Annotated in this window: 5 protein-coding genes and 1 pseudogene; 3 read left to right on the forward strand and 3 right to left on the reverse strand. The window is 43.6% G+C overall.

The genetic code is table 11. The features are described from left to right. From BLT_RS21205 to secDF, 3 genes and pseudogenes are all read right to left on the reverse strand, one after another. A pseudogene (locus tag BLT_RS21205) lies at positions 1–203 on the reverse strand (PAS domain-containing protein); the annotation flags it as partial. Positions 204–262: 59 nt separating this feature from the next. Beyond that, entirely contained in the window at positions 263–388 is a 126-nt protein-coding gene (locus BLT_RS24650; protein WP_268871111.1) for a hypothetical protein, read from the reverse strand. Positions 389–940: 552 nt separating this feature from the next. After that, the gene (gene secDF, locus BLT_RS0101700) at positions 941–3199 is read right to left on the reverse strand and encodes a protein translocase subunit SecDF (RefSeq protein ID WP_017726098.1); all 2259 of its coding nucleotides are present in this window, start codon (positions 3197–3199) and stop codon (positions 941–943) included. A gap of 468 nt (positions 3200–3667) precedes the next feature. Here secDF and BLT_RS0101705 point away from each other — a divergent pair, with 468 nt between their 5' ends. The 3 genes from BLT_RS0101705 to BLT_RS0101715 form a co-directional block, all read left to right on the forward strand. Beyond that, complete coding sequence (locus tag BLT_RS0101705) at positions 3668–4501, forward strand: undecaprenyl-diphosphate phosphatase (protein WP_017726099.1); 834 nt, start codon at positions 3668–3670, stop codon at positions 4499–4501. Between the two features lie 668 nt (positions 4502–5169). Continuing rightward, entirely contained in the window at positions 5170–6786 is a 1617-nt protein-coding gene (locus BLT_RS0101710; protein WP_017726100.1) for a spore germination protein, read from the forward strand. Then, the coding region (locus BLT_RS0101715) for a Ger(x)C family spore germination protein (protein ID WP_017726101.1) at positions 6776–7408 on the forward strand (633 nt) is incomplete at its 3' end. The genes BLT_RS0101710 and BLT_RS0101715, both read left to right, overlap by 11 nt.

A 7408-nucleotide genomic window follows, 5' to 3' on the forward strand; every position in this document is an offset into this window, starting at 1 on the left:
TCCTCTTTTTGAAAAACGGCCAAGATCGACGCCCCTAAAATATCCTCCCGCGGCGCTCTTAAAAACTTGGCGCCTGGTTCATTAATATATAAGACTTTATGTTCGGCATGAATGATCACGGTTTCTTGTGAATATTCAACGATGTGCCGGTACATTTCTTCTTTTGCTGCAAGTGCTTGATAGGCTTCTCTTGTTGCGTCCATGAGCAAAAGCCTCCTAGTGTATAAATTAATGAATATCTTTAAGCATGATAAGCTTCTATTCATTCTTTTCTCATCATATCATACGAAATCATCTCTGTATCTTGTAAAACGTCAGCTAAGATCGCAAACCGTTTCCAAGACGGACCATCTGAGGTATGGGCGGGTGCCGTTTGGCCGTCTTCCATTCTTGCACATACCGAAATGGGATTTCGCAAAAAAATGCCCTTTAGCATGAATAACTACATGACCAACGAAAAAGCAAATGGCTGATACGAAGCAAAAATACCTGCTTTTAATCAAACGTTTGTTTAAGGTTAAGTTCATATTGAAGCGTACCGGGGATCATGTTAATCGATTTTATTCACATAGCGATCTCAATTAGGGGCTGAGACAAAAGAGTTTTTATTAATAAGAAATCCGGACGTCATGATCGTTGCTGCATAGCATTCACTTCGGAAATAGATTTCGCTTTCCGCGGGCGGCTGGTGAGCCTCCTCGTGCTTTTTGCACTGTGGGGTCCCACCCTTGCCTTTGATCCCGTAGGAGTCTGCGTCTATTTCCTCCGCTAAGGTTGTGGATTGTTCGCATTTTAATTATACACGTTCGTTATGTCCCAGCCTCTATTCAATGTGATAAAGGGGTTGAATGAGCAGACGATTAGGAAGGGTCCATCGACTTCATTACTTACGAGCTTGTTCCATTTTAAGGGGACCGGCTGCTCATCAAGATAATTTTTATTAAGGCTGGGGATCTTCATTAGGTTGAGCAGCAGCTCTTTGGACAGGGTTCTTTTGCTTTTCTAGTTGCTTCCACTTCCAAATCAGCCACAGCTGTGAGGCGATATACAAGGACGAGTACATCCCGGTAATTAAACCAATGAGCAGGGCAATCGAGAAATTACGAATCGACTCGTTGCCAAAAATCAGCATCGCAACAACGGTAATCACAACCGTTAAAACGGTGTTGACCGAGCGGGTAAATGTTTGTTGGATGCTTCGATTGACAATGTGTTCAAGCTGTTCGAACGTTTTGACGCGCTGTTTTTTCATATTATGGCGAATGCGATCGAAGGTTACGATCGTATCATTGATCGAATAGCCGATAATCGTTAAAATGGCGGCGATGAAGGTAACGTCTACCTCTAACCTCGTTAAGCTGAAAAACGCAATGATAAAAAAGGCGTCGTGGAGCAATGCCACAATGGCAGCGAGGGCCATGTAAAGCTCAAAGCGCAACGTCACATAAAGAATAATCCCGAGCGAAGCGATCGCCACAGCAATCATTGCATTTTGGGCAAGCTCCTTTCCAACAATCGGTGAAACGGTACTTACATTTGGTTCAAAGCCATATTTTTCGGCAAAGTAGTGTTTAAACTCAGCGATTTTCTCACGGTCGAGGACGCCGACAAATCGTGCAACAGCCATTTCATTGTTTGTTCCAGACAGCACAAGGTCATGTGTCTCTAAATCAAGAGCGGCTAAATCCGCCTCAACCTGTTCCAGCGTCAACGGATTTTCAGATGTGATTTCCACTCGTGTACCGCTGGCAAAATCGATCCCGAGGTTGAGCTGCATCGTTAACAAGATAATGATACCTGCCAAAACTGTTACCGCTGAAAACAGAAAGAATTTGTTGCGATTTTTTACAAAGTCAACGTTGTCAAACCTCGTAGGGGCGTCCGTTTGTTTATCTGTATTATTAATTTCTAATATGTCCTCTTTTTTCACGCCGAAGTACCAAGGTCTATGCTCGAACCATCGGCTTTTCACCAATAGTCCTAGCAAAAGTCTCGCTAAAAAGACGGCGGTAATAAAGCTAACAAGGATACTGACGATTAACATCGTCGCAAACCCTTTGACTGCACTGGTCCCGAAAATAAACAGTACAACCCCAGCAATGATCGTTGTTAGGTTCGCATCAAAGATTGTGGCAAATGAATTTTTATTTCCGCTTCGAAACGCGGAACGGAGCGATTTTCCGAGCTTTAATTCCTCTTTTATTCGCTCATAGGTGATGATGTTGGCATCCACCCCCATCCCGACACCTAAAATGAGTGCTGCAATTCCAGGAAGCGTTAATACCCCATGCATCCAGCTGAAAATTTGCAGAATCAAATAAATATAGGCAGCTAATGTGATGATCGCCACAAATCCTGGCAGACGATAAAAAATGAGCATAAAGAGGAAGATCGCAAGAATGCCAATCACCCCTGCAAACATCGTTTGATCGAGTGCCTGTTGACCGAACTTCGCACCAACAGACGTGGAATAGATTTCATGCATTTTGACAGGTAATGAGCCAGAATTTAAAAGATCTGCTAAGTGTTGCGCTTCTTTCATCGTAAATTGGCCTTCAATGACGACATCGGTAGTATTAAGCTTTTGACGGACAGTTGCAGCTGACAAAAACTTCGGTTCAGCTTTTTGTGCCTCTTCGGCGTAGGAGTCGCCTTCTTCATAATCGAGCCAAATGACGAGCAAATTTTCTGGATAGGCTTTTTTGGAAAGCTCCTCGGTGATTGCACCAAATTTTTTCGCGTCCTTTAATGTTAGGGCAACCCATGGCTGGTTCGTCTGTGATAAGGTCATGCTTGCCCCGTTTTCCTTTAGGTCAGCCCCTGTTAGTAAAACCTCATCATGAATGTTTCGAAACGTTAGTTCAGCTTGTGTTGAAAGCAGTTCTCGCGCCTGCGTTTGATCGCTGATGCCCGCAAGCTGGACGCGAATGCGATTTTCCCCTTCAACGACAATATTCGGCTCAGACACACCGAGCACATTAATGCGGTTTTCTAAGGCGCTAACGGTGCTTTCTAGCACCTTGTTCGTAATTTTTTGCCCTTCTTCTGCAGGCTCGACCTCGTATAAGATTTCAAACCCGCCTTGCAAATCGAGTCCAAGGGGGATTGTTTGTGCCACCTTTGTTCCGTTCAGTCCGATTAAAACCCCAATGAGGAGTGTAATGATAAAAAATGTAGCGATCCGGCCTCGCTTTTTCAAGTATGTATCCTCCTTACACAGTCGGTAATGACATGGATTTGTTCCTCGGATGATAAGCTATTTTGAAATAGTAGGTAAGTCATTGTTTTGATTTTAATCGTCTTGAGTGAGAGTTGAAAAGGTAAAAAAGTTGCATGTCCCAAAATTTATCGATGAAGGTCATAAACAAGACGTAACGACAATACACTCTTACCAATCTTCCATTTTTTCGAAAAAAACCGTTTCTCTTTTAATAAAATAGTGTTCCATTATTTTCAAAAAACATGCAAGGGGTCGGAGCATTAGGGGTCAGGGCAGAAAGGGTCGGAGCACTAGGGGTCAGGGCATTAGGGGTCAGGGCAGAAAGGGTCGGAGCATTAAGGGTCTGAACAAAAATGCTCTGGAACCGGATGGAACCGGATGAGAATAATGACACTTGTATGTTTTTGAAATCGGCTGTAAAATAAATCAGCTATTAGTGAAAGTGAGATGAACATCTTGTCCTTATGGGAGTTTTTTGTCGCAATTGTTTTAGGGATTGTGGAAGGATTGACGGAGTTTGCACCCGTATCCTCTACAGGTCATATGATTATTGTTGATGATGCGTGGCTAAAGTCAAAAGAGTTATTTTCGCAAGAGGTGGCGAATACCTTTAAAATTGTCATTCAGCTCGGGTCCATTTTAGCGGTGGTGATTTTGTTTAAACAACGGTTTGTCGACTTGCTTGGATTAGGGCGTCGCTCAGAGGGAGTGGGCGGACCGAAGCTAAAGCTTTCGCAAGTTATTATTGGCTTACTTCCTGCTGCTTTCTTAGGCTTTTTGTTTGAGGACTATATCGATACGTATCTTTTTTCCATTGAAACCGTCGTTATTGGGCTAATTGTCGGTGCCTTGCTGATGATTGCGGCCGATTATTTCTCGCCAAGGGAGCCGAAGGTGACCACTGTTGACCAAATCACGTACAAGCAGGCGTTCATGATTGGGCTCTTTCAATGCTTTGCCCTCTGGCCAGGGTTCTCCCGGTCAGGATCTACTATCTCTGGTGGCGTACTGTTAGGATTAAATCACCGCACTGCTGCAGATTTTACGTTCATTATGGCGGTACCGATTATGCTTGGAGCAAGTGGGCTCTCGCTGATAAAAAACTGGAGCTATTTCACGGCCGACGCCCTTCCTTTTTTCATTGTTGGCTTTGTCAGTGCCTTTATTGTGGCGCTCATCTCAATTCAATTTTTCCTACAGCTCATCAATCGCATTAAGCTTGTCCCGTTTGCGATCTACCGCATCGTGCTGGCAGCCGCGATTTACCTTTTTATTCTGTAATAGAAGAACGACACCCCTTTAAGCAGAAGCGGATGCTCTGTTTGGAGGGGTGTTTTTTTATTGCAGGTAAGAAAGGACGTAGGTAAAAATTGATAGACCCGAGCATCACGGCAATGAAGACGTTCACTACGAAGGAATTAGCAAAAAACTAAAGCTTGTAAAAAAGAGTTTTTGTTGATGAGAAATCCGAACGTCATGATCGTTGATGGATAGCATTCGCTTCGGAACTATACTTCGCTTTCCGCGGGCGGCTGGTGAGCCTCGTCGTGCTTACGTGTGGGGTCACACCCTTGCCTTTGCTCCCGCAGGAGTCTACGTCTATTTCCTCCGCTAAGGTTGTGCATTGTTCGCATATTCAATCATACACGTGCATTATGTGCCAGTCTCCAACTGTTAACGAATATTCGGAAACCGACACCTATAAAAAAATTTCAATGAGATAGGCTTCTTCCATAAGAGAGGATACGATGTTAAAGCTGTCTGGCTACAGGCGTCAGCAGCTTGAAGTCGCTTCAACTTCTCCTATGAAAACAAAAAAACGTCCAATCAGAGTCTGTAGTGCTTGTCGGGGCTGACCAAGGCGTCTGCAATTTTCTTCATCGTAAAAAATGCATAAAAAGGAAAGTTTAACTGAGAATAAAGGTAACTGGTAAAAAAGGGGGAGGCGTATGTTTTTTTGGAACAGGTATCTAAAAAAAGAGGACAACAAAAAAAATAACCAAAGCAGCCAAGAATCGTCTTCAGATACAGTGAAACGTTCCCTTCACCGACAGTTAAAAGAAAATCTTAATAACTTAAAACAAGAGCTTGGGAACAGCCCTGATATGATTATCCGTGAATTTGAGCTTGGAAACGACCAGCTTCAGGTGGCGATCGTCTATACGGATGGCTTAGCGGATAAGGAAATTGTCAACAATTTTGTGATGCGCTCGTTAATGTTTGAGGCGGCTGAGGAGACCTTTACAAACCTCAGCTCTCATAAAAGCATCTTTGAATTTATTAAAAATAATGCCCTAACAATTGGTGAAGTAAAAGTCATTAAGGAATGGAATGACCTTGTCTTAACGATCTTGTCAGGAGATACGGTGATTTTATTTGATGGCTTTGTGGAAGCAATAAGCGGCACGACAAAAGGAGGCGAAACAAGAGGGATTGAGGAGCCCTCTTCACAGGTCGTTATTCGTGGACCGAAGGATGGCTTTAGTGAGTCAATTGGGACAAATGTTTCCTTAATTCGCAGACGGATCAAAAATCCGAAGCTTCGATTGGAAATGATGCAAATTGGTGATGTGACGCAAACAGATGTGGCCGTGATGTACATTGATGGCGTGGCGAATGAGAAGATCGTCGATGAAGTGAGGAAAAGGCTGCGTGAAATCACCATTGATGGGGTGCTTGAGTCTGGATATATTGAAGAGTTAATTCAGGACCAGACCTTCACTCCATTTCCGACGGTATACAACACGGAACGACCTGATAGCGCTTCAGCGAATTTATTAGAGGGTCGCATCGTCATCATCGTAGATGGGACTCCCTTTGTCCTGATTGCACCGACGAACTTTTTTATGTTTTTACAGTCTTCTGAAGATTACTATCAGCGTTTTGATATTAGTATCGCCATACGCTTTCTACGGTATCTTGCTTTTTTTATCGCTTTGTTTGGCCCTTCTGTGTATATTGCGGTGACAACGTTTCATCAAGGGATGATTCCAACACCTCTTTTAATTAGCCTCGCCGCACAACGTGAAGGTGTACCCTTCCCTGCATTTGTTGAAGTGTTGTTAATGGAGATTAGCTTTGAGATTTTACGTGAAGCGGGAATTCGTATGCCACGAGCGATCGGGCAAGCCGTCTCGATCGTCGGGGGTCTTGTTTTAGGACAAGCGGCCGTAGAAGCGGGTCTTGTCTCTTCAGCGCTGGTGATCGTTGTGGCGATAACGGGGATTTCAAGCTTCGCGACACCGGCTTATAATATGGCCATTTCTGTCCGTTTGTTTCGGTTTATCATTATGATTTTTGCTGCAACATTTGGCTTTTACGGGATTGCCATTGTCACGTTAATGATTACGGCCCATTTATGCGCCTTGCGCTCCTTTGGCATTCCTTATATGGCGCCTCTTGCACCGTTTATTCTCTCTGACCAGAAGGATACCGTTTTACGTCTACCGATCTGGACCTTTCGTACACGGCCACGCTTGATTAACCAAAAAAATCTCGTGCGGAATGGAGAGAGAAAGCAGCCCTCTCCTTCCAAAGGAAAGAAGGGAAATCAAGATGAGAACTAAATTGTTCCTGCATATCGCTTTGCTTTTGCTCGTACCATTGCTGTTAACTGGCTGCTGGAATAAAAGAGAGCTAAACGAAATCGCAATTGTGATTGCTGTGGGGATCGATAAAGTTGCGGAGACAAATGATTTTCAGGTCACGTTTCAAGTAATGAATCCCACTGCCATTGCCTCAGGAGTAACAGGAGGAGAGGGAGGGAGTAATACCCCGATTACGACATATACCGAAACAGATAAAAGTATTTTCGAGGCAATTCGTAAAGTATCAAAAAAAGTTCCCCGGCAGCTTTATTTTTCACATATGCAAGTACTCGTCATAGGGGAGGAATTAGCAGAAGAAGGGATCAATGAAATCTTTGATTTTTTTGATCGGTCGTCACAAATCCGTCTGACGACAAAGGTTGTTGTGGCAAGAGAGACAGATGCAGCATCAATGCTGAAAATTCTTACACCGATTGATAAGGTTCCTGGTGAGAGCATGGCGAAAAAAATTGAAATCACAGAAAAAAGTTGGTCAGAAACGATCAACACGGAAATTTATGACGTGATCAAGGCAATGGTCAACATAGGAAGAGAACCAATCATAAGTGGGGCGAAAATTATTGGAAATCCAGCCGAAGGA

The organism is Halalkalibacterium ligniniphilum (assembly GCF_000334155.1).
GTDB lineage: Bacteria > Bacillota > Bacilli > Bacillales > Bacillaceae_D > Halalkalibacterium > Halalkalibacterium ligniniphilum.